This window comes from Paenibacillus sp. DCT19 (assembly GCF_003268635.1).
Lineage (GTDB): Bacteria > Bacillota > Bacilli > Paenibacillales > Paenibacillaceae > Paenibacillus.
In genome coordinates, this window is sequence record NZ_CP029639.1 from 4,436,874 (window position 1) to 4,462,842 (window position 25,969).

The following is a 25,969-nucleotide window of genomic DNA, read 5'->3' on the forward strand; positions in this document are numbered from 1 at the left end:
GATTTTAATTAGCTGAACAGCATGTCCATCAGAACCAATTCATACTCCCGATCCTCAGCCTCATTGCCATAGGTACGTGCAGCAGGCTTTTTAACAAAAGCTTCGGTGCATGTAATTGTTTCTTTTGGTGGACCCGCGTTAATGATCGTTACCGGAACCAGCTTTCCGCTGTTCGCCAGACCGTCTAGGTATGTTACTTGTGGACTCGTTGGCAACAAAGTGATTGTGCAAGTACCCAATGGGTTGTTTACCTTGGTACGAACGGTATCCCCTTGCGCTCCTACTTTCACATCGTAATTGTCCTCGTCCTTCTCCACCTCGACCATGTCCTCTGAAAACCCAGTCAAATACACACCATCGACTGTGATTGTGACGGACATTGCATCATAAGTTGTTGCTTGAGACATGTACAGCTACCTCCCTTACTTGCGGATTACTCCGCTAATTGTGGTTTGGTGGATTGCTCCAGCCAATTCGAACCAGAACGTTCCCCCGTTGTATTCGCGCTTCGAACGGTCTACAGGATCTACTTCCTCACGACCTTTGAAGGTCGTTCCGTAAAGCGGAAGACCCGCAGCATCCGCAGCAACCATGCCTTGTAAGAATCCTTGCTGAAGAATGGTACGTGTCACGCTTTCCAACTGTGCAATCCCCGTATCCGTAAAACTCACTTTGTCTGTATCAGCAAATAGATTTTGGATTGCATACTCGATGTTAAATCGAATGTAATCCTTCGAATGAATGACATCGATCCATTCACCAGACAAGGTTTTACCCTCGGAGGTTTGATTTCGACCAGCTTTCGTTACGTATGTGATAGCTCCTGCGGCATGAATCTCACGCAGCTCCGTGTCCGTAATATCAAGCGGCGCAATACCTTGCAAGTATTTGAATTTCCATGTCACAGATCCCACAGGAGCAGACCCAACACGTCCGACCAATGCAGCCTCAGGATAATTAGAAATATCAATATGATAGAAAACTGTAGTACGACTGTAATTCTTAGCCAACAACAACGCGACATCAGCTAGTGTGGAAGATCGCGTGAAATACTCCCGCGAGTTATCCGCCTCAATCGCTGCCGCGAATTCATCCACATCAGCCTGTGCTGTGGTCGTGGTAATCAGGAAATACCAGTCTTCTTTCAGCAGACGTTCCATCACGTCCGAAACCGTCTCCGGCTCCGTTCCTGTTTTCTGCCGTGCAATCGCGATTTCTGCCGGCGCATAATCTCCCTGCGCCCAAATCGCCGCAGCGGCTTTGTATTCCTCTGTTGTCTCGCCGTAATCTGCCTTTACTGCTGCCAGTTCAAGGTACGTTTTGTAGGGTTTTGCTGTTGAAGCACTCCCCAGAATCAACGGCTTACCAAAACCAAGCCTTGGCGTTGGCGTTTCGATTCGAATAATTACATTTACGTCTTTAGCCAATTGGCTCAACTCCTTCCACATTCACCGACTCAATCGGTGTGTAAGCTTGTTCAATCACGTTTTTCGTCCGCAATTCAATTTCAAATCCATTCCGACGCTCCCATTCATTGCCTATCTGCACGTCATTATTGATAGACTCTCCGACAGAGACAACAACTGTGTTGACTTCATCTTTCAGGAGCCAGCGCCCCGCCGTCAGGAACCAGTCTCTAGCACGATTAGCAAGAACAACAGCCCCAAGCCGATCATGGGCATAGCTTTGAAACGTCACGCTAAGCGTCACGTCTCCCGTATGCACCATTTTTCCATCTTCAAGTGTTACGGCCATGTGACCGCGCACACCACTTTCATCCGAAAAGTCATACGACATGAATGGTACCGGAGGCACCTTGTTCACTCCGTCGATTTCAAGGACTAACACATCCAGCGCCGCCGCCAACCCTTCAATCATGCTCTTTCGAATCGCTTCAAACTGGATCATGTGTGCTTACCCTCTTTAGCCGGTATTCGTTGACGTTGCTGTACTGGTTCCAATCCGAGTCCGTTTCCACGGTGTACTGTTTGCCTTGATGCTCGACAACATCCCCGGATTCATGTTGATAGGTCGTTAGCAGCATCCTGTCGTCCACTGTATAACGTCCACCGTCCGTCTGGGTTAACTTATCGCCTAACGGCTGTATTGACCCTCTCAGTTCAATTCTCTGCGTCTCAGGAGGTTGATAGACTCCAACAGAGTCCCAATCACCCTCACCCTCTCGGATCAAAATATAAGGACGCTCATACTTGCGCAGAGTACGCGCTTGATTAAATCTCATGGCTACCCTCCTTTGCGCCGAACAAGGAATACGATAGAGTCTCGTAAATCCATATCGGCCTGTAAGAGACGTCTTCCCTTTTTATAACGAGCATAAATTGCAGATATTCCCGGCTGCTTGATTCGGTCAAAGTTCTTGACCACGCGCTGCTGTCCGACTTCACCAATTTCATGAAGCAGAGAGTCAACCGACTTGTTACCAAGTACAATCTCAGTAACGCCAGCTCGGACAAGCTTGCTGATAGCCGCCTGCGCCTTCTTCTTACCCGTTCCAATAAACGAGCGTGCAGGTATGTTCATCTTCGCTGAGCCAAATTCATGCACGGCTGCAATCATAGCCAGCTCAGCATCCCCTTGAACCCCTATGACTACCTCATGATCCACTAAAGGACGCACCCGATCCACCAGAACGGATAAATCCATATCCCCGGTGTATGATACGTTTGCACGCCGCACACTTCTCCGTCTTTTCGCCATATGTCACCTCACAACTGAATAAGAGCCTTGACCGCACTTGGCAAGCCTCGACCCTCATCCCTGTAAGTTACGGATATGTTGCCGACCCGCTCACTTGATACGCCCTGTTCCCTCATCAAAGTTTGAGCAAGCAACACACAAGCCAACTCATATTTCTGTGGCAGTGTCGAAGCCGGAGCGTCTATCTCATCGCTGGGAAGGATATACCCGGCTAAATATTCCACATCAATTAAACGAGCGCCACAAGGCCAGCCAGAGCGTTTGAATAGCATCCCGTGTTCCGACTCGATCTTGAAAGAGTCTGTCGGTTGATCCTTATCATGAATGCTCAGCTCAGAGACTGCATGGATTGGGAAATTTCGAAGCCGGAGGAACTGGGTTCCAGAGCCGTCCAACGTCTGTTGGTATGTCTTGTATTCGAAGCTTCGATTACATTCCCGTTCAATCCATTCAGAAGCAGCAGCTAAGGCGGACAACAGATAAAGATCCTGTGATGTGTCGTCCAACGGAATGGACATCATGCCTTTAGCTCTTTGCAGTGTTGTCAGCATCAGAATCACCGCCTGCTGTAACATCTTGCGTCTTAGCCTTGTCCTTGTCTGGATCATCCGTTTTGGATTGTTTAGGTAAGGCTTGTCCTTCATCGTCTTCAGCAATAACACCTGCAGCCTTCAGTTTGCCGGCGCGCTTCTGATCCGCAGGGTACAACTCACCCGGTTCAATAACAACATTGGTTTCCTTATCATTGAAAGCAGAAATAACCATGTAATTCAATTCTTCGTTTTTAACAGCCATGACCTGCTGTCCTCCTTCTAGACCCGGAATTCCGGGTCTGATCATTTATTCAATTAAGGTGTTGGAATACCCAGAACTACATATGGACTAACCTTTGTTGCTCCATCTTCCAGCGTCAAAGGTGTTTTAACCCATGGCTTGCCATCGACATTCCAGAAGCACTTAACAATTGTCTGGTTTTTTGTGAATAGAACATGTTCTGATGCAGCAATGAAAGGTCCCGAGCCATCTTTAATGAGATAGTATCCAAGGTCGATCAGTACCAAGTCCCCCGCTTGACCAAGAAGCTTTGTTTTACCTGTGAATCGGATTGGAATGCCCAGCAAGGTGGATGGAATACCTTTGGTTGCATCACCTTGAATGAAAATGTAGTTTCCTGCTGGATCTTTGAGAGTCATTACCTGTGGCATTGCACTTTGCGAAGCAATAAACAGCGCATCACCCAAAGAAGCAGGAAGCAATTTACTAAGCATCAATACCGCGTCTTCATACGAGATTTCGTTTGCCTTTGCACGATTAACCACTAACCGTCCAGTAGCATCAATGAATCCAGTCGGTTTCTCAGATCCATCACCAGAAATAAACGCTGCATCCTCAGCCGAGACCATCGCTTGGGAAAGAAGATTACGAATGAAGGCATTCGCTGCCCCCAGTTGCGCAACAGCTTGTCAGTAACTTGAATAGTCGCCGCTACCTCGTAGGGTTCCAGTGTAACGACATCCAGTTTCGCGTCAGTTTTCGGTTTTTCTTCTCCTTCACCGATCCATTGAACGGTAACACCGCCATGCGCCCCAGCAGCTCCTTGTTCGAATACAGGAATGGTGATTTTGCTATCTGGTGGCGTTCCAGGAGGAATTACATTCGCTCTAGGACGTACAATTGCTTGTTCAGCAGTCAAGCGAAGTAGCTCGTCCCTAAATTGCTCTGGTACCGCGTAGCCGCCACTTTCCGATGTCCCCATGGAAAGGTCATTTCGAATCGTATCCAATCGACCTTGTGAATCGCCAAAGCGAACTGCATTAACAAATTCTCCAATCGATGCAAAGCCGTAATTTTCTTTCTTGTCCACCGGATCTGGTCCAGGTACAAAATTGGATGGCCGGAAGGGTTTGCCTGCCGGATCTTCTAAACTTTTCATTCGAGCATTAACACTGTCTTCGCGAGCATTCTGTTTTTTCTTCGCTTCAATTTGCCCTTCAAGCTCTTGAATTTCCGTATCAAGAGAATCAAACTCCTGCGCCTCATCCTCAGTAAGATCACGACCAGACTCAGCCCGAGCCTTTTCAATAATCTCACTCTGTTTTTGGATTTTTTGGGCACGAGTTTGAAGCATTGCCTGCAAAGTTGTTTCTGCGAATAGTTGCAAATCGAGTTTAAGTCTTCTTTTCTTGGTCATTTTCATTTGACCTCCCTATTTTTATTGTGATTTAGAACACGTTCATAAAACGATAACGACTTCGTTTGGGCAGTATTTCTATGAGTTGATACATGATTTCCAGATGCAACGATAACTTTGGGAGGGTTTTTGAACTTGGAAAGATCCATCTCCTGTCCGTTTACCGTCAACTTTTTACCATTTACAGAAGCAGCAATCTCTTTAAACTGCTCTATCTGATCAGCGAAGCCAAAGTTTACCGCTTCTTCGGCTGTCAACCATGTCTCAGCTTCTAATAGGCTAAGTAATTCGTCTCTATCCATGCCCGACTTATCTTGGTATGCAGCAATCAAACTCTCACGAATGTTGTCCAGATCATCGGCTGTTTTACGAAAATCTGCTGAGTTCCCGGATAAGGAAGTCCACGGATTATGGATCATCAGCATAGAATTTCGCGGCATAACTACAACATCTCCAGCCATAGCAATAACCGAAGCTATCGAAGCTGCCAATCCATCTACGAAAACCGTGACTTTAGCCTTGTGTCGCTTCAACATACTGTGAATAGCCTGTCCGGCAAATACATCGCCGCCGTCACTGTTGATGTATACTTCCAATTCCGAAATATCCCCAAGGGAATCAAGATCCGCCTTGAATCGGTTAGGTGTAACTTCATCCCCCCACCATTCCAAGCTGTCAATCACACCATAGAGGTAAAGCTTTGACTTACCATTTTCATTGCGGAATGACCAAAATTTCATTTTTTACTCACCCCTTTCCGGAACTTTCGTTACGGTTTTCTTTCCTGCTAAGTCGGACGGAATCATGTTCCCGTTGACCATGTAGACCTGTCCTGAACCGTCCGGAATCGGGTTCATTTCTTCATATCCCCGCCAGTCATCTGCGTTAATTACGCCGTTTTGACGCTGGATCGCAAGCCCTTCCTGCCTGCTTTTGTAATCCCCACGGAGTAACCCCTCTACATTGAACTTGACATAAATGCCCTGCCCCCTCTCTTTTTTCGTAAAGAGTCGCCAGTTTATGGCCTGTTCGTACTTAGTGATGTAGGGCATAAGGGTGTACATGACAAATTCAATAGATTGATGCTCAATATTGGAAAAAGTAGCCCTTTCCAGGTTCCCAACCATATGAGGTGGAACGCGAAATAACCCGCAGATTTCATCTCGGGTAAATTTTTGAGTCTCTATGAATTGAGCTTCGGCTAACGGCATTGGAATTCGGCTATACTTCATGCCTTCCTCTAAAATCAATGGTTTCCATGAATTAGCCATCCCACTTCCTTTTTCTTCGAGCCATTCCTTCAGACGCTCATAGGCTGGATCACTTAAACCACTTGGATGTTCAAGGACACCACCAATATTCATTCCTTGCGAGTAAAACCGCTCGGTAAATTCCTGCGTTGCCAGCCCGATGCCCATAGTGGAGGCAGCCGTTCGTATCGGTGAATATCCCCGAATGCCATCAAATCCCCAACCTGGAACATGAAGAACTCGCTCAGGTTGGAAAATCTCTGCCTTGCCTCGATCGTTATACACGTACTCAATCTTCTGAGTGGTAGGATTTCTCTGTGGCAGCATTAAACGCCAATCAACTGGATAAAGTTCCATCGGTACTCCGCGACCATTCAGCGTGATAATGGAATAAGTGTTGCCTGACAATGCTAAATGACCCGTAGATGTTTCCCGCCAAGTAGCTGATGTCATCTCGTCATTTGGTCGGTAATGTAGCAGTTCGTGAACTGGATGGTCACGTGCTTTATCCTTCCCGCTTCCTGGTCTCTCCTGATAAACATCTAGCGGAAGTGTTGCAATTGTTTCGGCAATAACTCGGACACACGAGAATACGGTGATTAATTTAAGTGCTCTTTCCTCATCAACCTGCATTCCTGCGCCGTATCCGCCACGAAATCGACTCAACACCTGATTATTAAACTCTTCCATCGTCATTGCTTTAGATCGACCAACAAGCTTGCTGATAATACCCATTTTTATCAGTCACCCCCTTTCTGGTTGGGCATCCCCACCCACATCAGCACAATACCGCAAATGATGTACATAGCTGGTGGGTAAATCATCCAAATTCCGTAGGCGGCCATTATAAAACCACAAACAAGGAGGAATTCCCGAATGTGATCCAAGGTGACTTTCCATTTTGGTTTCTTCACAGGCTTCTCGGCCCCCTTGTTTCATAAACTGATGATTTTGTTTTCTTATTTGCCAAGCATAATTTGTGGGCATCAATGACAGCATCCACCGGGTCAATCCGTTTCGTCTTAGCTGAAGGGTCTTTGTCAATCTTGATTTCTCCGAAACTGTTGCTTACCGTCTTGGCGTTTGCCATACTCCATGTCAGCAGCTTGTTTCTCCGGTCATAAATCACGTTCTTAGCCTCGGCTTCCAACCTGAAATCCACCGTAGCGTCATTCAAGCTCTTGGCACTCTGTACAATCTCAACCAGATCCACCCCAAATTCTTCAAGGTCAGACAAAAAGGCATCTGCGTTGTGTGGATCGTAGGCAATGCCCAGCAGCTTGAGGTTATGTTTTTTGATCAAGTCACGGTAATAAGACAGGATGTACTTGTAATCCGTCTTGACTCCGCCCATCGTCTCGGTTGGAGTTAACAAACCCTCCATGATCCACATGTCATACGGCGCAAAGTCACTCTTCACATGCTCATCAACACGAGCTGAAGGAATCCAGCTATGTGAATGGATGTAATACTTGCGTTGCCCGTCGATATCCAACGGAAACTCCAATGCACCACTTGTCAAGTCACCGCCTGAAGACAAGTCCAAACCTAGGTAACATTCCTTGCCTTCCATATCCTCAATGGTTGTATCAGACTCACAGGCTACCCAGTGTTCCATGTTCATGTACTGCGTGTCTGAGAACTGCACCCATCTGTTTAGGGACTTGGTCAGGAAGTTGCGAAGCTCCTCGCCTTGTTGTACCTTGGCTTTGATTGCTTCAGCTCGCAAACTCTCCAACGTTTCAGGAGTCCAGAGAGGATTCGCCTTCGGCCAGTTGGATTCATCCCAAACATCATCGTCCTTGTCCAGCTCACAAATGAAAACAAACTGCGTTTCATCGGCATGAGCGCCAGACAAAATCATTTTGCAATATTTGTACAACTCATAGCATGGGCCATTGATGTTAAACCCTGCTGTTGTGATAACAGAAATAAGACACTGCTTCAGCTTCTTGGTACCATCCGCCAGGAGCTTGTACATCTGGCTATCCTTGTGCAAATGATACTCATCGACGGAAGCAAAATACGGCCTGAAACCGTCTATGGATTTCGTATCACGCCCAAGCGCTCTGATTTCACCTTTGGAAACCGTACACAGGATCGTGCTCTTATAATCCTTCACGTCAAATAGACCGGATTCGTATTCATCCCCGGCCAACTCTGGGTCTGCATCAATAAACTTGATACATTCCTTCAATACAATTCGTGCCTGCGCTTCCTTGGTCGCTGTAACGTACACTTGCGGATAGCTGTATCCGTCAAAGTTCCCGTAAAACAGCGAAGGAACTGCGTTTCCCAATGACTTACCGTTTTGCCGTGCTACCTGGATGTATGATGTTCGAAAACGTCGATAACCGTCCAGCTTCAGCCAGCCATTCCAGCTACCAAAGATAAAGTCCTGGAAGCCCCATAAATCTAGTGGACGTGGTTCCTCACCCTCAGCCAGCGTGAGAGATTCGGCAAACTCTATAATTTCATGTGCCTTATCTGGATCAAATACGTAAGGGAAGTCTTCCGTACCCTGCCGATCCAAATCCCGAAGGTGCCGTTCACATGCCTGCCGCTGAGCCTGTCCCGCAATTATTCGTCCTGACGTAACTTCAAGCGCGTAGGCTGTTACCCTGTCCGTCTCACCAACCGTGTTGTACGGGTAAATCTGAGGATTATCCACTTCGGTTCCCGAACTTTCCGAACTTGCTCGGCTTCTCTTCCTTAGCCTTCGGTTTCGGTACGTTCTTCACCTTGGACAAGGGATTCAGGAACAGCCGATCTTGCATTTTAAGGAGCATGTCCATTTTCTTGTTTATGGCTGTCTCGATTTTTAGGACACCCTCAATGGAAGCCAACTGAGAGAGGTACTTTTGTGCCCTCAGTCCATACTCGTTCAGATCCTGTTCTGATTCCTCTGCTTTACGAGCTAGTTCTTCAAAATATTCTTCAAATACATGATCTTCGATGGAAATTCGCTCGATTTTTTGATACTGTTTCAGCAGTTTTTCATACTCTGAATACGTCCTACAATACATTCCTAAAAGTCCTATATCAGAGCTGGAAAGTAAATTCACACCTTCAGCAGCAGCGGCTTTATAATCCTTCATGCACTGTTTCCAATGAGAGAAGGCAATCGTGTCATCCTTTACAAACACTGGTGGTTTCAGCTTTTCCAACTCGGTTTTTCCAAGCTTAACCTCACCTTCTTGTCTAGCTTGGATCTGTGCTTTAGTCAGTCGGTTTGGATTGCCCTCCGCGATGTGGAGACCAACCGGTTTGGCGTTCCTTCCCATCAGGGCATACCTCCTAAACGCCGAAAATATTATAAAACGAGTTTTTACGCGAAATAAGTCCGACGCGGTCTATCAGCCGAAAGGTTTTCAGAGATTCGACCCCCTACCCTCCCTGAATGAATGGTGAAGGCACGGGAAATAATTCGTTTGACCATCTCTTCACACTCTTTATGAGCCACTTGAACGGGCATACCTGCCTTGACTGCCTCTTCGAATGCTTTGGGTAGGCTCTGCGTGAGAGTCTCTAACCATGGAGCAAGTTGAATGTTAAGCGTGATGTTATGTTCATTCGGACTCTTATGACAGAGTGGTATGTAGCTTCCGTATCTATCAAGATAACCAATCATCTCGACTGTACCCCCGCATTTGCTACACAATGGTTCGTCTTCGCTTGTCAATCCTGTCTGTACGTTAGAGCACACTCGACACCGAACAGTCCTTTCAACCTTGCCCATTACCAAACCCTCCATCCTCTTTGGCTGTCTTGACATCGTGACATTGCTTGCACAGCCCCTGCCAGTTTCTTCGATCCCAGAACAGAGTCTTATCTCCCCTATGTGGTTTGATATGATCGACTACCGTAGCCTCTTTAACATAGCCCTGCTTCCAGTGAGTGACACACAGCGGATGCTTCTTTAGGTATCCATCCCTGGCTTTACGCCATCGGCTATCGTATCCACGCTCGGCTGCTGTCCCCCTATGCTGGTCATAGCTATGTACTTGGTCTTGGTGTGCTTCGCAGTATCTGCCTTCTGTTGCGTATGACTTACACCCTTGCTTAGAACAGAACCTTTTAAGCGGCATGGCTCACCTCTTGCTTGGAGCTATCGGTTCAGCTCCTACAAAGATCATGTCACCTTCAAACGGCTCTGCTACCCCTGGAACCATGTAATCCCCAAAATGATTCATTAAGCTCCATACGCTGAATGATGTATATCCATCTTCATCCAAATTAAATTGAAAGTCTCTCAACGGCACGCCGCTTCTATCTCTTATAAGCTGGTCAAGTTCGTCATGCTGTGCCTTCAGAATTGAAACACCATGTTCTGTAAGCTTCACCTTAACTGTGTCGTTGAAGTTCACAATACAGTCTATTTTCCTAGCAATAGCCGGTGGTTTCCTTGCTGTCGGCTTACACGGATTTCCGTTGGCATCCCAATATGTTCCCTTTGGTAGTTTGTCAATACATGACAAGCACCACTGACCTTTGGTTACTTGATTACAATGACCACAGTGAAACATGTCTTTCATAATCCATTTTTCGGGAAACACAAGGCGCTTTATCCTTTCAAACAACTCTTCCCCTCCTTCCAGCATCCTGGTATCTTGCATACTTGCTTAGTGCCTGCCCATTCTCCCCATATGCAGCCTTTGCATTTCGCCGGCTGATCAGGAGAAGACACAGACAAAGGAGGCTCTTTCTTCGTTGATCTCGTGACCATATCAACACCTACTCCTAGCAACCTGGCGAATAGGTTTGCGATTCACTACTTGATGCCTCATAGGTTGCCTGTAAGGGGCGCTCTTTGTTCGTAAGGGATGTATATGCCGCTTATGCTTCTCTTGCTCTTCCATTTGCCTCGCTTCTGCCGTCAACATCCTTAGAATCAGTTGAATTGAATCACGATGCTTGTTCAGGAAAGCCATAAGGGATTCATAAACTTGTTTCATCGCTTCGCCCAATTCCCTCATTGCCTCTCCGACCGTCTGGCCGTGTCGCCGTTTCAATTCCTCCCATGAATCTGCTTCATCCATGCCTAAACCTCCCTTCATATTTACAATCGCTTGGGATTACACAAAAAAATAAGCCACCCGCTGTTGGATGGCTCTAAAAAAGGATATGGAGAAAACACCGTCGTTGGCCTTGCCGGGACTCGAACCCTGCCGCTGCCTTCAGGCCATAATATAAGTATCCGTATTTCTATCCCGCCCGGATGGAGCGGCTGCGGGGAATCTAACCCCATCCCCACACTGTACCCTTGACGATCCACGTCTAAGGATAACAATCCCACAGCACAGCCGAGTCGCCCATAGATAACGGCGAAAGGCACACCGGGGAAGAATTTTCCTTCCCTATGTGCCTAGTTTAAGTCTGAACCACAGACGTTGTGCCGACTCACTACAGACGTACTACAGACGCCTAATTCTCGCTACTTAGATATGACAGTTTCTTGCACTAATTACTGGAAGATACTATACTAACAAATGTGACAACAAATTAAGCAGAAGAGGATGAAAGGGTGTGAATCCAAAATGAAATACATGTGTGTTGTGTCGTATGATCAAGCGCGAGCTTATCAAACAACATCGGGTTGCTAGAAAACATTTGATTTACTCTTGGTAGGGGTAAATCTCCAGTTTCTCCTTTCACTTCCTTAGTTTGATTGTTCACACTCCTGGTTAAGGCGAACAGTAGGAATTCTATCCATAATGATCATGTCACCCCCTGCAAATCTGGGGAGGAGCTGAGAGCTGCTCCCCAGACCTGAGGCGCAAGCCCTTGTAAAAATTAGCAGAGGAAGATGACAATGAGAAACTGGACTGAACCTACCAAACTTTGCCTTGATTACTTACTATTCATGCTTGGGACGTATTACGCCCCTTGTATTGGAGTCGTAGGTACTACGCTGTGCTGGATACTGTTGATCTACTTACATAGGAGACTATAGAAGACTCATAGCAGTGGGGACAAAAAAGAGGACTAGCTACCCTCTTTTTTTTGTTTGTCTTATATTACCCCTATTAATTTCAATGTTTCTGCTACGGATTCTATCCCCTAACAATACGCCTGTCAACTGACCTATCTGTGATGCTTTGAAATCGGTTTACTGTCCCCCATCGTGGATATCCTCGAAGGAATCTGTATTCCATTACCTTCTTTACTCCATCATCTTGAATGAGATTGACAGCCATTTCCACAGCATCAGCTTTTTGATGATACTCGACTTTGACCAACTGTTCTTTTTCAGTGAGATGTGGGCGGTTATCCAATGCACTGGCCGTCTGTCTCATGCGTACATAGCGTTTCAGCATACTATGAGCCGCTTCATAGTCCGTTCTATCCGCTTTTGGAAATAACTCCATTTGGATGATCACCGCCCCCATGCTCTGCACCCTCTCCTAATCGTTCCTTTAGTCTCTTGTTTTCCACATAAAGTAGGGTAGCTTCTTTCTGCCAGTATGCAACAGATCCGGTGAGGGAGAGGATTTCAACCCGCTGAATCTCTGCATGATCTGAAAATTCCTTATCCTGACTGTATAATGCCTCTCTGTTGCTATCAGCCAACACTTTGAACTTATCGAGCTGAAGGAGTACCGCGCAGAACAATTCGTAATCTGATTCGCTGAATAGTTCCCTTGCTAGGCTGTCCAGTTTGGCTTGTGCGGCTTCTAAAGTCGGTGCTGTCACTTTGCCACCCCTTAGACTGCTGAAGTCGTCTATACTCAACCTCGGGAATCTGATTTATGATTACTTTAGGGTTAGTCCTCTTCCTATCCGATATATCTGCAATCGCTCTGGCTGGATGGCTACTCTCAAATAGTTCCACCACCTTGCCACGAAGCACACTCTTAAAATATCGTACTCTCACTTCCGCCATCGTCTGTACCTCCATCACACATCGTTACATGCTCAAAATATAAATCTGAGTCGTCCAGCTCATCATCATCTATCCTGGTAATCTCGAATACCTTCTGACAGACTGGACACTCTACTATATCCCCCAACTCAAACTCGATAATCATCACTCTAAATCAATGGAATCAGGAGCTTTACCTTCATCCAACTCACCGTAACTGTCCGCTAAATCCATTTCGTAATACTCACAAATAACTTTTATGCCTTCCGCAACATAAAATTGTTTATTCTCAATGACCTTTTGTTCATTCGTCTTTTCCAAGCAATATATCAACCTGTCGATGAATTGTTTTTGTTGGTTTTTGACTTCATCGACATTCCTCATCAAATTTTCATATAAGTCCGCATTACGTTTGATAGACTGGAAACTTTCGTAATCAAGCGTTACAGTAGCGTTGTTCATTGATTACCCTCTCCTTCTCGACACACGGTCAAGCTATCAATCGGTTTCCAATCTACCAAGGAAATAAGCATTTTCATGTTTTTGGCAATTGCTCTAAACATGAATCCATCTGTCGGAATACCTTCATAGTTTATTAACTTGCTCAGGTTCTTGGCTGCCACCAATGCAATACCGTAATGGCGTATGGTTGTCCATGCCTCTTCTAGCTCCTTGCGGAGCCGATCACGTTCAACACTCGCATACTCCATTGCTACCAACATATCCTCAAACTCGTTATCCGGATCCATCGTTAGCGGCGTTCCGTTCTCGCTTGACCGCACAAACATAACCCGATCCTCTTCAGCCCATAGCAGATGTTCTCCGTTCGGTAAATCAAACACCTTATATCCGTTCACATCTCGTTTAATACTCATGACTGTTCTTCCTCCCCACTGGTTTGAAATCCCCGATGTCATCCCCACATGACCCCTTATACACGTCACGGTCATGATCCCAGCAGGTACGACACATCTTTTTACCAATAGCAAAGTCATTAAAGTGTGGATGACTCAATTCAGCAACCACCTCGCCGCACCAGTCGCATTTTCCGCCGCTTTTATACTCTGCCTTGATCTTGGTCACCTGTTCTTCTGAAAGCTCCACAGTGCCGATTACATCAGCCTCACCCATAACATCTAAATCAAACCTCTCAGGTAATCCTGTATAGCCGTCTGCTTTGAACCCTATTACATCATTCACGTTCATATCAATAACCAGTCTGTTATCTATCAGCACAAGATTTAATTTCATAGGTATCCCCCTCACCATTCATTCCGTTCACGAATTGTTTTTAATTCAGCCTGAGTCAAAATTACTGTTGAAGGGTCATAATTGTCTTTGATGAATTGAACATCGTTACTCAACGGCAGAGAAGCCATGAATTTATAGTAACCCTCAATATCCATTGCATCAGGTTCGGTAAGATCCTTGCGGATGAGAAGCATTGCATCAGACAATACAGTTGTATCAAGGTTCTCGTCCCCCAATCTCCGCATTCAATGCCATCACTCAGGTAACGACCAGGCTTGTTCTTCGCTTTGAATGCTGTTGCTTTAATCACTGCCGGCCAATGCACCAGCCCCCTGTGATAAAAGTTGGCGTAACGTTCTCCGAATGCCAATGCAAGGATACAAAAGGTTGTTCCATCGCCATATTTAGAAATCACGTCCTGTGTGACGCCCACCTCGTTTAGTCGTGCAACAGTTTCAGGAGTTTGGTTTACCAAGATGTAAGCATCATCCCGCCGTTGCGTTCTTCCACTTCCAAACTATTAAGCACATCCAGGATCGCTTGATTGTTCATATTCATTCGCTCCCTATATTTAGATTAGAGGGGGATACCCTCCGCTTTAAATCCGTAACCGTTTATTCCTGTACTCAGCTCCCCATCCATCATCCTGCTTCGGGATATCGTTTGTAATATCAAGCATTTCCCGCTTGTACAATGAGGTGAAGCAGGCGGGGTCAACATCTATGACCGATTTCCCCCGACTGTTCAGACGGCGTGTGACTGGTTTATTTTCATAGCACCAAAGCCAATCTTCATCAACCTTATCGACAACCACCATTAGCCCTTTATTCAGCCCTTGGTTGACTCGACACACCATCCCTGGCTCAAATTCCTCAAAAAAGAAGAAGAAGGTCATAATTCATCACAGTGTAGCTTTCATCCGGTCAATTAATGCCATGGTTGCATCCTTATACTTGGTATGAAGTTCTTCATCCGTTTTGCCTACGACATCCAGAGCGCCAAGCATATTATTGAATGCATCAGTCAAATTTTTGAAGTGAGCTTTGAATACTGCGGCTTCCTCGCCCAGCCCCTGAGCAACTTTCTTACGCAGTTCTTCCAACTCCGCAGTGATTGCCTTAGGAACTACCTCCACCTCTACAGTGGCAGGAACAACGTCAATAGGCTTAGCCTTAAGCTCCTGTTCTAGCTGCTTAATTTGTGCCAGGGAATCAGCGTGCTGCTGTTGTGCCTTCTCCAACTCTTCTTGCAGTTCGGCAGCTCGTCCATCATCCTCACCGGATTCAGCTTTGGCCGCAGCAGCTTCCGCTTCTTCTGCCTGTTTTTTAAGATTCTCCACAATCAGTGCGTGGTCAGCCTGCTGAAGCTCCAATTTCTCCCGTAACTTCCGTTCCTTCTCCATTGCATCCTGAGCCTTCTTCAACTCTTTCTCCGCAGCCTTCTGAGCCTTTTCGGCATCCTTACGGGCTTTGACCGCCTCAGCCAGTTCACGAGTAGACATGCTATCTACATCGTTCTCTTGGACAAACGCCTCACGTTCCTCAGCAGGGATACCAAGCAAAGCAACTGCCTGTGTATAGCTCAAACTTCCAAGCGCTTGGGAGTCTGCGTTGTCACCAAAAAGTGTGAGCTGATCGGTACCGTACTCCTTGAACAGTTTCATGAGGTTGTTCGCTGTAGATTGGGAATAATCAACCGAATCAGCAAGCCAATTCATCCAGGTCCCGTGTTCCATCATGTCCTTGGCTTCAGTTAAACGTCTGCCAATCTCAATTGAACCGTGAAGCATGATTTTCTTCGTTTGATCCTTAATGCTGTTAATCTCGATTGCTATTGTCTCAATGGTGCGGATGGCTAATTGGCTCATACGGCTACCCCCTCGTTATTTTTAGATCCTCTAACATGACGTTGCTTTTTAACTACAAGCTTAGTCGCAACAAAATTATCAACAAATGCCTTGACTTCATCAGTCATACTGCAATTTTTGAACCCTCGACATTGCATGACCTTCCCCCTATGAGTTCCAATGTGTAAAATGGAACGTCTGGGCTATCGGATTTCCTAATGCACATGAGAATTTTCCGACCATCACCGTAACCCTCTGCATAACGCCCTACACAATGCTCCAATTTAATGCCCTCATCGTGCAACTCTTCCAGAGATACGATAGGACGGATTGAAACCCATCTTTTTGGAACATATACTTCTTTAGTCCCTTAGCGCGTCTCTGGATCTTTAAATCTATAGCCTTATCATTTTTCAGCCTGATTCGTTTGGTTAGCTCGTTATGAGATTTATGAAGATCATTAGGGAACAAATAACGATCTTCTTCCAGACTCATGCCCAGTTCAACACATTGTTTTCTATAGTCGCGCCAGTCTGATAGCATGTTGTAAACACGCTCATCAACATAGTGTTCTTTTCTCATTTGTTTCAGGATGTACTTAACGACAATATCTTCAGATTCATGAGCGCATGCAGCCTTGTAATATTCCTTTTCATGCCCTCCGTATACTGCGCCAATCAACTTGGCATCCCTGAGAGTAACCGGGAGTGATTTCTTTCGAGCATATTGATAAAATCTTAGTTCGATCGGGCTTAACTCAATCTTAAAATCTCGGATCTCTCTCAATTCAACTTTGCTTAATCGTAATACTTTCATTAGCGTGTTACCTTGCCAGTAGATTGCTCCATATGTCTGATCCCTGTAGAGTTTTGCCCAGACGAAATCCTTAAATCCTATTTTCGTCAGATACTCCACACACGGATATCTGGCAGCTATGTCAAAAAACTCAACCATGTCACTTACATAATGGGGATTCTTGTATTTCGTATACTGATCCCAAGTTGAATACTGGAATGGCGTCCCTTTTACTGCTCTCCTGATATTCGGAATTGACATAAATCTTGGACAGTTTGCTCCATAACGAGTGGCTATCTCGTCAAATGCCGACCCTACTTTGGAACGTATCCTTTCATAACCGAAGTACATACTTTTGCCTGGCTGGAAGACGTAATGCGAATTGGTACTGAACTCAGTTTCTACTTTGGTATAATCGCCGCTGTAGTCTCTTCTAACTTCAATCACTCTAGCAACGATAGTTTCATTGTCTATCAATGACTTTTCATACCAGACAACTACCGCACGATCCATCATGTATTTACGTCCAAGGCCAGCAGCCCTAACTTTGCATTTAGATTTACAGTGAGGACATTGGACTTCAAGAAGCTGTTTGTGTTTGAGCTTTGTTTCTGGAAAATGTTGCTTTTTGCAGTACGTACAGTATGCAGATTGAATTCCTTTAGCGGTCTTAATAAACAAATACCGACTGCTCTTTAAAGCTGTTTCTGTCACAAAGCGTGCAAGTGAACGACTTACCTTCACAGGAAAATGATTTATTACATCCCTAAATTCCACACGTTGTCCCGCCGTCATAATAGTTCGTCCAATCTGACCTCAAACCGCGAAACCTTTTGCTCCACCGGTGGGGGCTGACTGCTTCAAGGCCGAAATACTTAAGTACCACCGCATAACCTTCATCATCAGTAAGCATCGCCATACCGTTAGCCCCAGCCTTTTTCCTAGCTTCTGTCTGCATAGCAAGCAAACTTTTGGCAATAGTCTTGTCAGCGGCCGCAACCTGATCCGCAGAACCAGGGTTAGCCTGAAGGTGTTTAATCAAGAAATCCCCAATCAACTTGATATACGCATTCGTACCTGTACCATCCATTTCAGCTTGTAACTTAGCAATTGCTGCCTCCATCTTCATCCTCCATTCAATTCATTTCTCCGCTTAACCCAAGCTAATGCTCTATCATTACCAGTGTTTTGGAGTACATAAGAAACTCCTTCAGGCACCATAATATCCTGCGCTACTGTCAACATTCCGAAATCAGTCCGTATTTCGCTATCCGCCGCAATCGGATCAAAGGGGGAAATGACAAGCTTGAGCCGATCCAGCGTATATCCCTGATTAATTAGCGATTCCACAGCCCTATCTATCCTGGATCTCATCCCATATCCCGCATATGATTGGCGTAACTCAATAGCAGTACGCTCTAATTCGGTGAGTTTGTCCTCCTCTAGCTGTTCAAACGCCCGAGAAAACAGGGGCATATATCGGAACTGATCCTTTGTCTTAGCTGCATAAATATATCCTGCTGGAGGTTCGTCATCCGCCACGGCCGCGCCCAGCTCCCCGCAACGTTTAATCCCTAGCAAGATATCGCCGATTGGACGCTCCATGTTCCAACGTCCTCCCCAGACCCACTCGCCGCTGACTTCATCCTTCACCTGACGCGGTACAAAAACAGGTATTCCCCTGCTTGCCACTTCTAGCTTGTTCAACCAACGGTGTAGTGGGTTCATGGTCGTTCACCTGTCTTTGCGGCCTGAGAAGCCTGAGCCTGACGCATCAATTCAGCAAATTCCTCTTCCGAGGGGCCGTCTTCCGGGTTTGAACTCTGCTGTACGATAGGAATCGGTGTTTTCCCGCTCTTGCCGCCCCCGCCGCCGGAACCCTTCCGACGTTTTGCCTTATCCTCATGCATCACCAAAACCAATTTCAAAAACTGTTCACGGAATGTACTGCCTGAAAGCACATTAATTCTCCAAAACGAATGAGAAGGTAGCCATTCCATCACATCAAAAACCAAACGTTCGTCTTCTTGCTCATCCACTTCGAACAGCAGCCGGAAACTATCTGCCCAAACTTGCATATTTGATCTTTTCACCAAATGGGCTACATTCGCTTCTTCAGCAAAACCATCAATTTTCTCTTTCAGGTAATTTGCCATTTTTAGGTAAGGGCTGTCCGGTTCGTATACCCGCTTTTTCCGAGTTCCACTTTTTCCGGTTTTACCTTTCCTACTTTTTCCAGATTTTCCACCTTGCTCTTCCGGCTCCGTTTCATTTTCGGACGTCGCTTCGGATTTCGGTTCTTGTTCTGGATTTTGATTTTGGTCTTCATGTATTTCTTGTTGTGAGGTCTTTTCTTCTTTAAATAATTCTTTATCTAAATCTATATCTAATTCTTTATATACCGGGACAGGGGTAGACGTCCCTCATTTGTCCCCGGGATGTCCGTAGGGATGTCCCCGGGGACATAAGTCTTTCCCGCTGCTTCTGCTGCCTTCTTGGCCGCAGCATTTTCACGCTGTTTCGCCTTTTTAGCAGCAGCCTTTTTCCGGCTTTCAAGAACCTGTCCACCAATGTTGTGCCAGTTCAAAACCTCATATCCCTCAAGGGTTTTCCCTACATATTTCGCTTCGACTAATGCATCAAAGAACTCTTTTGGATCACCGTCATAATGAGCCGCTTCAGCCAAGTCTATTGGCTCGAATTCGCTTATGTTTCCGTCAGGTGCCCAATCCATTGCCCACCACCAAATCATGTGTAGCGTCCCCACTGCACGGGGTACATCTAGCCCTGTCAAACGACAGAATTTCTTTGTTTGGGGGTCTCTATCAGTCGCCTGATAACTCTTAATCCATAACATCTAGTTGTTCACCGCCTCCTGCAAATGGACTCATTCAGGACAGACACAAGACATCCCCAACATGTCCACCTTCTGTCCCCTATTTGTCCCCGGGGACATCCTAGGGACATCCAAGGGACAAAGAGCGTCCTATTTCCAATAGTCTTTTCCCTCTCCAACCGTGTAATAAATGAATAACTCCGCTTGCTTATTCGTTTTCCAAGCCCGTCCTTCACTTGTCTCATCAGCCCAGTTGTGACAGGTTCCTGTTGCTGTTTTGGGGCCACACAAGATAACAATATTCCACGGGGCTTTTCCGGTGCCGTATTGACTTGCATTAATCATGTGACACCGCTCGAATCGATATTTAGGTCTGCTGCATCCGCAACGTTCGCAACGCGTATACCCCGCCTCACCAGCACGTCTATAAGCCTCGTAATCAACCTTTTTGCTTATTGATGTGTGTTGTTTCTGGGTTTTCTTAAACCGTTTGTGGTTAGGCTTAGGGGCAGGATGGTACCCGAATTCAACCATGGACTCCACCTCCTGTTATATGCATTTCAATCCGCACCCGAAGGCGCAGCTCATAAATCTTTTCCTTCACAGAATTAAGCTCGTTCTTCCAATAAGCTTTTTGCTCTAAAGCATCAGCTTCTATCATGCGAAGTTCAGCAGTTGCACGAGCAGCCGCTACTTCCTTCTCGCCACGCTTTGCTGTAGCCCGAGCTTCAGCGTCAACGTTGTCACGCAATACATGAATCTTTGCGTAATCTCCTTCCTTCTGTGCGGAGACACGTCCCATAAGCGTATGTGCTTCTGTAAGCAAACGAATCATTTCAATCATCCCACCAGGAGAATCTTCGTCGTATTCTGTGGCCTCTTTTCGCAGGCGCTTTATATGCCTGATATACTCGTCCATTTGTTCCGCACTTGTACGTGAACTGAACACTTCACGGAGATAATCGTTAATGTCCAAGACTTACCTCCTTGTGCTACAAAATAAAATTTGATATGATTGCCGTAATTATTTTTGCAAATCGTTTCACCGAATGACTACGCGGACCAGGCGTGGTCATTTCTCATTTATAAGTGCTTTGTGCTCTTTGAGGTGTCTATCATTGCAATATGTCAGTTTGCCAGCTTGTACATAACTTTCGCCATATTCGATCCGCCGGAAGCATAAAGGACAATTGCCGATATGACGTTTTGGCTTTTTCTTTCCCTCTTTTACAGTTGGTTCGCCTTCAGCACGCTGAAGCTCTACTTCTACTTCCTTGCGTACTACTTGGAGTTCACTAATCCGTTGAACATTTGTTTCATCAAGAATTTTCCTGCAGATTTCGTTATGCCGCTTACGCAGCTCCCTCCGTTGATTACTCAATTCCTCACCTCCTTATAAAAGTCCATTCCCTTAAGTTCCAACACACCGTTGCATTAATGTTCCAGTACAATGTTGCCTGTCTAACAATTTCCTAAAATATGCTAAACTGTTAGTGTCCTATCGTCGTCGTATCAAGGCAGAACCCTCCGGGCGAATGGAGTGTGATGCATGTTTTTCTTTTTCTTTTTTTATGATTCTGAGTTCTCCAAGCGGCTGCAATCCATCATGGAAGAACGTGGCCTAGACCATGCTGCTTTGGCTATACTCGCCAACGTTTCACCTCTCACCGTAAAACGTTGGCTTAATGGCAAGTTCGAACCTAGACAAAGGAACTTGTTGAAAATCTCAAATGCACTTGACGTCTCTAGCAATTACCTCATAGGCAGAACCTGATTTAATACTTAGCCCGGGGGGTTCTGTCTTGATACGACTTCAGGGCGACTACTTTTTCCCCTTAATCGGTTTCTGTATTGCTTTCTTCGTTCATGAGCTGGATGAGAGATTCGTCAAACCAACTCGACGTTTCCGGATCGGCTGCCTGCATCTGTTGCAAGAAACTGATGCGCTGCATTAATCGTTGATGATCCGTCATGCTGCTCCACCTCTTCTATTCCAAGTTCAAGTTTCATTTCAGTAATTTCTTTGTCCAACCACCAGTTGCCAGCATCAATTGTGTGAACACTCTTGCGGAATTTAAGTAAACTTTGTAAATGCACCCAAGCGAACCAATTTATCGTTTCCATGTAATGGACTCCTTTCATTGATTCATTTTAATTTCCACACATTGTTGAAGAGTTGGTTCATTGCTATTGCGCTAATTGCCCTCGTTTGTAATTGGCAAGCCTTTGCTCCGCCCTCCAAGCTTCAAGATCAGCAAGGCGCAATTTTATAGCAGGTCTTCTTGAACCAACCACACCGTAACGTTCATGTGGAATTCTGCCTTCTTGGCACATGCGATAAATCAACTTTTCAGAAACACCTATATGTTTAGCCGCTTCAACAACATCAAGAGTTTTGTCAATTAACCCTGAGAATTCTTCTCTGAGTCTTTTCTCAGCAATAGCTACTTGATCATCAACGATAGACCTAATAGCAGCTTCAAACGCAAGCAGCGTTTTATCCATTTCAAACTCTCCTTTCCAAATGTGGTATAATGCAAATCAGACCTGTTCTTTTACCAAATCATCAACTGATACATTTAAAGCAGTTGCAAGCTTTACAAGTGTTTCAGCATTGGGTCCTTGTTTCTTTTCTTTCAGACCATAGATTACTGTCATAGAAACACCACTTTCTTTACCAAGCCTATACGGCGTCCACCCCTTTGCATCAAGGAACTTCTGAACGTTATTCCCGATTGTCATCCCCATATTGTTCTCACCTCCTGAACACATATTATCTCCGTTTTAGGTTATAGTAAATCCCGGTTATCTCCGTTTTAGGTTACAAAATCCGACATTTACTCCCACTTCCTCTTGAAAGCTTGACATATCTCCCATTTATGAATTAGTATAACCTTATTAGGTTATATCTCTTTTAGGTTATATTATGGAGGTCATTGTCTTGCTGGTATCGGATAAAATTAATGAATTGATGGATTCAAGTGGTTTAAGCGCCTATAGACTTTCTAAGGACACAGGAATCCCCTACACAACACTTACCAAAATACTTAATGGAACAACTAAGAGTCCTAAAGTTGATTTAATTAAAAAAATTGCAGACTATTTCCACAAACCCATTGAATACTTCACAGAAAACGATGATGCCGCATCTCAAAATGCACCCGATTGGGCAACAGCTAGGGACATGGCTGATATCAAAAAAATTCTTGAAGAAGATCAACCTGTATTATTTGATGGAGTTCCAATTACAGACGAAACACGCCAAAGAGCCATGGATATCCTTACTGGACTGCTTTGGGAAGCCAAAGAACTCAACAAAAAAACATATGGCCGCAAAAAAAAGGCAACCCCTAAAGACAAAGAGTAGGTGACCCCTTTGGATGACATCGTTCACAAGCTTGTTCGAAGATTTAAAACAAACGATCCTTTCGTAATCGCCAAAGGACTTAACATACTGGTTCGTCATGCGAATTTTGATCCTGGCACAAGAGGTTTCTACTATAGACGATTACGAAGGCGATTTATCGTTATTGATAGCGGTCTGTCGGAAGAATGGCAACGTGTAGTCTGTGCACACGAACTTGGACACGATCGGCTTCACTCTGGTTTAAGCCAGGCATGGATTGACGAACATACATTTTTCAATATGGGCAAATACGAAAGACAGGCAAATCTTTTCGCTATAAAACTTCTGACCCATTCCATAGAACGAAATCTAGGAGAAACACAAGAATCCTACCTTTTACGTTGCGGAGTGCCTAAACAACTTCACAATTTTGAAATGTAACTTTGCGCTTTCCAGCCGCAAGGCTGTTTATCATACAAAAAAACAGAACATAAGTTCGAAAGAGAGGTAAAAAAGTGGCAAAAGGAAGTATAGAAAAACGAGGCGAAAACAAGTGGAGATTCACACTCGATGTAGGACTGAATAGTGATGGAACTCGGAACCGCCCTCGGAAAACAATAACTATTGAGGATAAGGCGCTTCTAAAAACGACAAAAAAACTCCGAGACTATTTAGATGACGAACTTGCTAAGTTTAAGCAGGAGGTTCTTAGTGGCAGCTACATCGCTCCCTCCAAACTCACATTCAAAGAATTTTACGAAAATGAATGGAAGCCTAAAGATGCAGAAACGCGATTGAAGCGAACGACGTTCATGTCTCACTGCTCCAAAATCGAAAATCATGTATTACCATTCATCGGACATATGAAGCTTGATGAAATCACTACGATGCAGCTTGTCACGCTTTTTAATGAGTTGCGGCAACCAGGTGCTCGAATTGACAAACGAGGCGGTAAAGAGACAATTAGCTCCCGTACAATTCAATACATTTATGACGTCACCATGAGTATATTCAAGCGAGCCGTAGAATGGAAAGTCATGAGCGTTAATCCCTTGAACGGTATTCAACGACCACAGATAAGCAAAGAGGATAAAAAAGCTCGAAAGGATAGAAAGAATTTTTTCGAGGAAGAAGAAGCAACTGAGGTTATTGCTACTTTAATCAAAAGTGATACTCACTGGAAGCTTTACTTCTTGGGTGCCATAATTGGAGGTTTCAGACGAGGTGAACTAATTGCTTTGGACGAGGACGATTGTGATTTTGTTAATAACAGGCTGCGCATCGATGAAAGTATCTCACATACTCAGGACGGGCAGGCGGATATTACAGATACAAAAAATGAGGCGTCTGACGATTATGTAGATATGCCACAGTGGTACATGGAGCGCTTAGCGAGACATGTCAAAGCCATGCGCAAGTTACGCCTTGAATCAAAAGCACAAGGGAAATGGAAAGGCGGAGATAGGAATTTTGTTTTTCACGCAGGAACAGGAAAGCCGTACTACCACACGACACCTTCCCAGCAATGGAAGATATGGTGTGAAAAAAACGGATTCCGAAATGTATCCTTGCATGGGCTAAGACATACAAATGCAACCTATTTGCTAGGACAAGGAGCGTCCATTAAAGAGATCCAGCATCGATTGCGACACTCGACTTCTCAGGTGACCACTGACACGTATGTTCACGTTACCAAGAAGTTGAGCCGACAAACAACAGCACACCTCGATGTGTTCGATCCAAAAGTTCGTCCCCAATCCGTCCCCAAAGAGGAAAAATCCGCTCGTTCACTTTGAATTAGGCAATCCATTTCAAAATTATAAAAAAAGAAAAATCCCTTGAGGGACAAGGGATTTCAGGGTTTTTCATGGATGCCGAGGACCGGGATCGAACCGGTACGGTAGTCACCTACCGCAGGATTTTAAGTCCTGTGCGTCTGCCAATTCCGCCACCCCGGCATGTGTATGTATTACTTAATCAATTGTGGCGACAAGAAATATCTTATCATGTATTTTAATAATATGCAACACTTTTCTAAAAAAATATTTGAAAAAATGAAACAGGCACCACCAGCGTGAGCTAGCAGTGCCTAGAAAGTTCGAGTTGCGGTCTCGAACTTTCTTATAAACCATCTATATTAAGGGAGGTGTAAGGTAAGAATACCTCCCCAACATTAAAGAAACCTAAAATCAGGATTAAATTAAGCTAAAAAAGAAAATAAGTTCACATTTCACGCTTCTTAGTCACGTTTCATGATTATAGGCGCGACGCGAGCAATCTCGTCTTCACTCGTTTCCACAATCACAAGCAAATATTGTTGCATCAGCCATTGCTCGTAATAGTTTGCATCATCCTCAGTAATACCAGCTTCCGTCAGGGTAAGCACAAAATCATCGGTCTCTTCACCGATTTCATTGCCTGCAAGCCGGCGTACGGCCTTCCCGGCAGACATCGTATGATCCTTCCTTTTACCAAGCGCAGCCAGCACACCTTTAAAGGCTCCAAATGCCCCATCCGTGCCAGCACCTTTAAGTGGTTTCGGTAAGCCTGCCTTCTCACTGATCAACTCCAAGTTAATCTCTTCTTTAGCGACTACACCGAGCGAATCCGAATCAACCCCCGCTTGTAGAAGCTGATTCAGCATCAAAATGGCTTCATTCTCAGTACGTACCAGTCCAATCAATAACTTTGTCATAGACACTCCTCCTTAACATCCATTAGCTCAGTACCCTTTATAACCCTCTAACTGAAGGAAGCAAACGCTGAGCACCCGCTAAGACGAATCACCTAACCCAGAAAAGTTACTTCTCTTCTGGAAATTCATACCTAGTTCTGATAGACTAGATAAAGAAGACAAATTAACCATTGAAATTA

General features: G+C 45.1%; 41 protein-coding genes, 1 tRNA gene and 1 pseudogene. 4 read left to right on the forward strand and 39 right to left on the reverse strand.

The features are described from left to right. Positions 1–8: 8 nt before the first annotated feature. The 34 genes and pseudogenes from DMB88_RS20200 to DMB88_RS20355 all read right to left on the reverse strand — a co-directional run bounded on the left by DMB88_RS20200 (position 9) and on the right by DMB88_RS20355 (position 21,130). Entirely contained in the window at positions 9–407 is a 399-nt protein-coding gene (locus tag DMB88_RS20200) for a phage structural protein (protein WP_128102788.1), read from the reverse strand. A gap of 15 nt (positions 408–422) precedes the next feature. Beyond that, entirely contained in the window at positions 423–1,427 is a 1,005-nt protein-coding gene (locus DMB88_RS20205; RefSeq protein WP_254438269.1) for a DUF3383 family protein, read from the reverse strand. After that, positions 1,420–1,908 carry a phage neck terminator protein gene (locus DMB88_RS20210; protein WP_128102790.1) on the reverse strand — a complete coding sequence of 163 codons (489 nt, stop codon included), beginning with the start codon at positions 1,906–1,908 and terminating at the stop codon, positions 1,420–1,422. The genes DMB88_RS20205 and DMB88_RS20210 overlap by 8 nt, the downstream gene beginning before the upstream one ends. Then, on the reverse strand, positions 1,895–2,242 hold the full coding sequence (locus tag DMB88_RS20215) for a hypothetical protein (RefSeq protein WP_128102791.1): 348 nt from the start codon (positions 2,240–2,242) through the stop codon (positions 1,895–1,897). Before DMB88_RS20215 ends, DMB88_RS20210 begins: the two co-directional genes overlap by 14 nt. A 2-nt stretch (positions 2,243–2,244) precedes the next feature. After that, positions 2,245–2,718 carry a phage virion morphogenesis protein gene (locus DMB88_RS20220; protein WP_128102792.1) on the reverse strand — a complete coding sequence of 158 codons (474 nt, stop codon included), beginning with the start codon at positions 2,716–2,718 and terminating at the stop codon, positions 2,245–2,247. An 8-nt stretch (positions 2,719–2,726) separates the two neighbouring features. Continuing rightward, positions 2,727–3,269 carry a phage head-tail connector protein gene (locus DMB88_RS20225; protein WP_128102793.1) on the reverse strand — a complete coding sequence of 181 codons (543 nt, stop codon included), beginning with the start codon at positions 3,267–3,269 and terminating at the stop codon, positions 2,727–2,729. After that, the gene (locus tag DMB88_RS20230; protein ID WP_128102794.1) at positions 3,244–3,513 is read right to left on the reverse strand and encodes a hypothetical protein; all 270 of its coding nucleotides are present in this window, start codon (positions 3,511–3,513) and stop codon (positions 3,244–3,246) included. Before DMB88_RS20230 ends, DMB88_RS20225 begins: the two co-directional genes overlap by 26 nt. 53 nt (positions 3,514–3,566) lie before the next feature. Continuing rightward, a pseudogene (locus DMB88_RS32165) lies at positions 3,567–4,915 on the reverse strand (phage major capsid protein). Further along, complete coding sequence (locus DMB88_RS30495; RefSeq protein ID WP_174715307.1) at positions 4,912–5,649, reverse strand: head maturation protease, ClpP-related; 738 nt, start codon at positions 5,647–5,649, stop codon at positions 4,912–4,914. Before DMB88_RS30495 ends, DMB88_RS32165 begins: the two are co-directional and overlap by 4 nt. 3 nt (positions 5,650–5,652) lie before the next feature. Then, positions 5,653–6,894, reverse strand: a complete 1,242-nt coding sequence (locus DMB88_RS30500; RefSeq protein WP_174715308.1) for a phage portal protein — start codon at positions 6,892–6,894, stop codon at positions 5,653–5,655. A 5-nt stretch (positions 6,895–6,899) separates the two neighbouring features. Next, positions 6,900–7,073 carry a hypothetical protein gene (locus DMB88_RS30300; RefSeq protein WP_164848743.1) on the reverse strand — a complete coding sequence of 58 codons (174 nt, stop codon included), beginning with the start codon at positions 7,071–7,073 and terminating at the stop codon, positions 6,900–6,902. Further along, positions 7,070–8,830, reverse strand: a complete 1,761-nt coding sequence (locus DMB88_RS20245) for a terminase large subunit (protein WP_128102795.1) — start codon at positions 8,828–8,830, stop codon at positions 7,070–7,072. Before DMB88_RS20245 ends, DMB88_RS30300 begins: the two co-directional genes overlap by 4 nt. Beyond that, positions 8,823–9,443 (reverse strand): terminase, encoded by a 621-nt coding sequence (locus DMB88_RS20250; RefSeq protein ID WP_128102796.1) that lies wholly within the window; start codon positions 9,441–9,443, stop codon positions 8,823–8,825. The genes DMB88_RS20245 and DMB88_RS20250 overlap by 8 nt, the downstream gene beginning before the upstream one ends. A gap of 44 nt (positions 9,444–9,487) precedes the next feature. Next, entirely contained in the window at positions 9,488–9,898 is a 411-nt protein-coding gene (locus tag DMB88_RS20255; RefSeq protein ID WP_128102797.1) for a hypothetical protein, read from the reverse strand. Then, positions 9,885–10,247 (reverse strand): HNH endonuclease, encoded by a 363-nt coding sequence (locus DMB88_RS20260; RefSeq protein WP_128102798.1) that lies wholly within the window; start codon positions 10,245–10,247, stop codon positions 9,885–9,887. The genes DMB88_RS20255 and DMB88_RS20260 overlap by 14 nt, the downstream gene beginning before the upstream one ends. A gap of 3 nt (positions 10,248–10,250) precedes the next feature. Continuing rightward, entirely contained in the window at positions 10,251–10,739 is a 489-nt protein-coding gene (locus tag DMB88_RS20265; RefSeq protein ID WP_128102799.1) for a hypothetical protein, read from the reverse strand. A 147-nt stretch (positions 10,740–10,886) separates the two neighbouring features. Beyond that, positions 10,887–11,198, reverse strand: a complete 312-nt coding sequence (locus DMB88_RS20270; RefSeq protein WP_128102800.1) for a hypothetical protein — start codon at positions 11,196–11,198, stop codon at positions 10,887–10,889. A 1,014-nt stretch (positions 11,199–12,212) separates the two neighbouring features. Continuing rightward, positions 12,213–12,548, reverse strand: coding sequence for a hypothetical protein (locus DMB88_RS20275; RefSeq protein ID WP_128102801.1), 336 nt, complete (start codon positions 12,546–12,548; stop codon positions 12,213–12,215). Further along, positions 12,502–12,852, reverse strand: a complete 351-nt coding sequence (locus tag DMB88_RS20280; protein ID WP_128102802.1) for a hypothetical protein — start codon at positions 12,850–12,852, stop codon at positions 12,502–12,504. The genes DMB88_RS20275 and DMB88_RS20280 overlap by 47 nt, the downstream gene beginning before the upstream one ends. A gap of 334 nt (positions 12,853–13,186) precedes the next feature. Then, positions 13,187–13,483, reverse strand: coding sequence for a hypothetical protein (locus DMB88_RS20285; RefSeq protein ID WP_128102803.1), 297 nt, complete (start codon positions 13,481–13,483; stop codon positions 13,187–13,189). Beyond that, positions 13,480–13,896 (reverse strand): hypothetical protein, encoded by a 417-nt coding sequence (locus DMB88_RS20290; protein ID WP_128102804.1) that lies wholly within the window; start codon positions 13,894–13,896, stop codon positions 13,480–13,482. The genes DMB88_RS20285 and DMB88_RS20290 overlap by 4 nt, the downstream gene beginning before the upstream one ends. Beyond that, positions 13,886–14,272 (reverse strand): hypothetical protein, encoded by a 387-nt coding sequence (locus DMB88_RS20295; RefSeq protein ID WP_254438272.1) that lies wholly within the window; start codon positions 14,270–14,272, stop codon positions 13,886–13,888. Before DMB88_RS20295 ends, DMB88_RS20290 begins: the two co-directional genes overlap by 11 nt. An 11-nt stretch (positions 14,273–14,283) precedes the next feature. After that, on the reverse strand, positions 14,284–14,517 hold the full coding sequence (locus DMB88_RS20300; protein ID WP_254438273.1) for a hypothetical protein: 234 nt from the start codon (positions 14,515–14,517) through the stop codon (positions 14,284–14,286). Between the two features lie 353 nt (positions 14,518–14,870). After that, positions 14,871–15,128 carry a hypothetical protein gene (locus DMB88_RS20305; protein WP_128102805.1) on the reverse strand — a complete coding sequence of 86 codons (258 nt, stop codon included), beginning with the start codon at positions 15,126–15,128 and terminating at the stop codon, positions 14,871–14,873. Between the two features lie 45 nt (positions 15,129–15,173). Beyond that, entirely contained in the window at positions 15,174–16,139 is a 966-nt protein-coding gene (locus DMB88_RS20310; protein WP_128102806.1) for a DUF3102 domain-containing protein, read from the reverse strand. 103 nt (positions 16,140–16,242) lie between these two features. After that, positions 16,243–16,422: a PcfJ domain-containing protein gene (locus DMB88_RS32170; protein WP_164848744.1), complete on the reverse strand. Its 180-nt coding sequence runs from the start codon at positions 16,420–16,422 to the stop codon at positions 16,243–16,245. Then, entirely contained in the window at positions 16,386–17,708 is a 1,323-nt protein-coding gene (locus DMB88_RS20320; RefSeq protein WP_128102807.1) for a PcfJ domain-containing protein, read from the reverse strand. The genes DMB88_RS32170 and DMB88_RS20320 overlap by 37 nt, the downstream gene beginning before the upstream one ends. Further along, positions 17,680–18,036 (reverse strand): hypothetical protein, encoded by a 357-nt coding sequence (locus DMB88_RS20325; protein WP_128102808.1) that lies wholly within the window; start codon positions 18,034–18,036, stop codon positions 17,680–17,682. The genes DMB88_RS20320 and DMB88_RS20325 overlap by 29 nt, the downstream gene beginning before the upstream one ends. A gap of 2 nt (positions 18,037–18,038) precedes the next feature. Beyond that, entirely contained in the window at positions 18,039–18,641 is a 603-nt protein-coding gene (locus DMB88_RS20330) for a hypothetical protein (RefSeq protein WP_128102809.1), read from the reverse strand. Continuing rightward, a complete protein-coding gene (locus DMB88_RS20335) occupies positions 18,638–19,069 on the reverse strand; it encodes a hypothetical protein (protein WP_128102810.1) in 432 nt (143 codons plus the stop codon). Before DMB88_RS20335 ends, DMB88_RS20330 begins: the two co-directional genes overlap by 4 nt. 230 nt (positions 19,070–19,299) lie before the next feature. Continuing rightward, positions 19,300–19,665 (reverse strand): hypothetical protein, encoded by a 366-nt coding sequence (locus tag DMB88_RS20340; RefSeq protein ID WP_128102811.1) that lies wholly within the window; start codon positions 19,663–19,665, stop codon positions 19,300–19,302. A gap of 234 nt (positions 19,666–19,899) precedes the next feature. After that, positions 19,900–20,283 (reverse strand): hypothetical protein, encoded by a 384-nt coding sequence (locus tag DMB88_RS20345; RefSeq protein WP_128102812.1) that lies wholly within the window; start codon positions 20,281–20,283, stop codon positions 19,900–19,902. Next, complete coding sequence (locus DMB88_RS20350; RefSeq protein WP_254438274.1) at positions 20,276–20,725, reverse strand: hypothetical protein; 450 nt, start codon at positions 20,723–20,725, stop codon at positions 20,276–20,278. The genes DMB88_RS20345 and DMB88_RS20350 overlap by 8 nt, the downstream gene beginning before the upstream one ends. Positions 20,726–20,821: 96 nt before the next feature. Further along, entirely contained in the window at positions 20,822–21,130 is a 309-nt protein-coding gene (locus DMB88_RS20355; RefSeq protein ID WP_128102813.1) for a hypothetical protein, read from the reverse strand. Positions 21,131–21,298: 168 nt separating this feature from the next. Here DMB88_RS20355 and DMB88_RS32175 point away from each other — a divergent pair, with 168 nt between their 5' ends. Next, complete coding sequence (locus DMB88_RS32175; RefSeq protein ID WP_128102814.1) at positions 21,299–21,523, forward strand: helix-turn-helix domain-containing protein; 225 nt, start codon at positions 21,299–21,301, stop codon at positions 21,521–21,523. Between the two features lie 113 nt (positions 21,524–21,636). On the opposite strand, the gene DMB88_RS20365 is transcribed toward DMB88_RS32175, so the two are convergent. The 3 genes from DMB88_RS20365 to DMB88_RS20375 form a co-directional block, all read right to left on the reverse strand. Next, complete coding sequence (locus DMB88_RS20365) at positions 21,637–21,873, reverse strand: hypothetical protein (protein ID WP_128102815.1); 237 nt, start codon at positions 21,871–21,873, stop codon at positions 21,637–21,639. 63 nt (positions 21,874–21,936) lie between these two features. Then, on the reverse strand, positions 21,937–22,254 hold the full coding sequence (locus DMB88_RS20370; protein WP_254438275.1) for a helix-turn-helix transcriptional regulator: 318 nt from the start codon (positions 22,252–22,254) through the stop codon (positions 21,937–21,939). 36 nt (positions 22,255–22,290) lie between these two features. After that, positions 22,291–22,497: a helix-turn-helix domain-containing protein gene (locus DMB88_RS20375; protein WP_128102816.1), complete on the reverse strand. Its 207-nt coding sequence runs from the start codon at positions 22,495–22,497 to the stop codon at positions 22,291–22,293. A gap of 193 nt (positions 22,498–22,690) precedes the next feature. Between DMB88_RS20375 and DMB88_RS20380 the strand changes: the two genes are divergently transcribed. From DMB88_RS20380 to DMB88_RS20390, 3 genes are all read left to right on the forward strand, one after another. Next, positions 22,691–23,116 (forward strand): helix-turn-helix domain-containing protein, encoded by a 426-nt coding sequence (locus tag DMB88_RS20380; protein WP_164848745.1) that lies wholly within the window; start codon positions 22,691–22,693, stop codon positions 23,114–23,116. A gap of 9 nt (positions 23,117–23,125) precedes the next feature. Continuing rightward, a complete protein-coding gene (locus tag DMB88_RS20385) occupies positions 23,126–23,536 on the forward strand; it encodes an ImmA/IrrE family metallo-endopeptidase (protein WP_128102818.1) in 411 nt (136 codons plus the stop codon). 74 nt (positions 23,537–23,610) lie between these two features. Further along, the gene (locus tag DMB88_RS20390; RefSeq protein ID WP_128102819.1) at positions 23,611–24,891 is read left to right on the forward strand and encodes a site-specific integrase; all 1,281 of its coding nucleotides are present in this window, start codon (positions 23,611–23,613) and stop codon (positions 24,889–24,891) included. Between the two features lie 76 nt (positions 24,892–24,967). On the opposite strand, the gene DMB88_RS20395 is transcribed toward DMB88_RS20390, so the two are convergent. Then, a tRNA-Leu gene (locus DMB88_RS20395) sits at positions 24,968–25,053 on the reverse strand. A 281-nt stretch (positions 25,054–25,334) separates the two neighbouring features. Then, the gene (locus tag DMB88_RS20400; RefSeq protein WP_128102820.1) at positions 25,335–25,790 is read right to left on the reverse strand and encodes a general stress protein; all 456 of its coding nucleotides are present in this window, start codon (positions 25,788–25,790) and stop codon (positions 25,335–25,337) included. Positions 25,791–25,969 lie beyond the last annotated feature (179 nt).